The sequence below is a fragment of the Aeromicrobium sp. PFPM2_SD2 genome, assembly GCF_057364525.1.
The window spans coordinates 1-580 of the sequence record NZ_JBNFNZ010000797.1 but is presented as its reverse complement, the minus strand read 5'-3'; the positions used below and the strand labels follow the sequence as shown (position 1 = coordinate 580).

General features: G+C 76.2%; 1 protein-coding gene. It reads right to left on the bottom strand.

Features of this window, described 5'->3' with window-relative positions; translation table 11 throughout:
- The coding region (locus tag AC2W7G_RS18175; protein WP_485869666.1) for a 3'-5' exonuclease at window positions 1-580 on the bottom strand (580 nt) is incomplete at both ends.

The following is a 580-nucleotide window of genomic DNA, read 5'->3' as shown; positions in this document are numbered from 1 at the left end:
GCGCGTGGGCTCCGGCGCCTCGGCCACGTGCTCGGCCAGCTCGGTGACGAACCGGGAGGGCTGGTCGCCGTCCTCGTGCCCGCTCTGGGTGGCGGTGACGACGAGGTGCTCACGGGCCCGGCTGCAGGCGACGTAGAACAGCCGCCGCTCCTCGGCGAGGCGGGCGCGGGCGCTCGGCGGCTCGACCAAGCCCTCGGCCCCCAGGCGCTCGGACTGCAGGAAGCTGCCGCGGAAGCGCAGGTCGGGCCAGACGCCGTCCTGGACGCCGGCGACGACGACGTACGCCCACTCCAGGCCCTTGGACCGGTGGGCGGTCATGAGCCGCACGGCGCCGGAGTCGCGGCCCGGACGCGCGCCGGCACCGGCCGGGATCTGCTGGTCCTTGATGCGGCTGACGATCTCGCCGAGCGAGTCCTTGGCGAACTCCTCCTGGGCCAGCGCGGCCTCGTCGAACAGCGCCACCAGCGCGTCGAGGTCGCGGTGGGCCCGGGCGGCGCCCTCGCCCGCACCCTCGGCCTCCTCGCGCAGCCGACGCGGCCAGTCGGTGCCGTCCCACAGCGTCCAGAGCACCTGCTCGGCG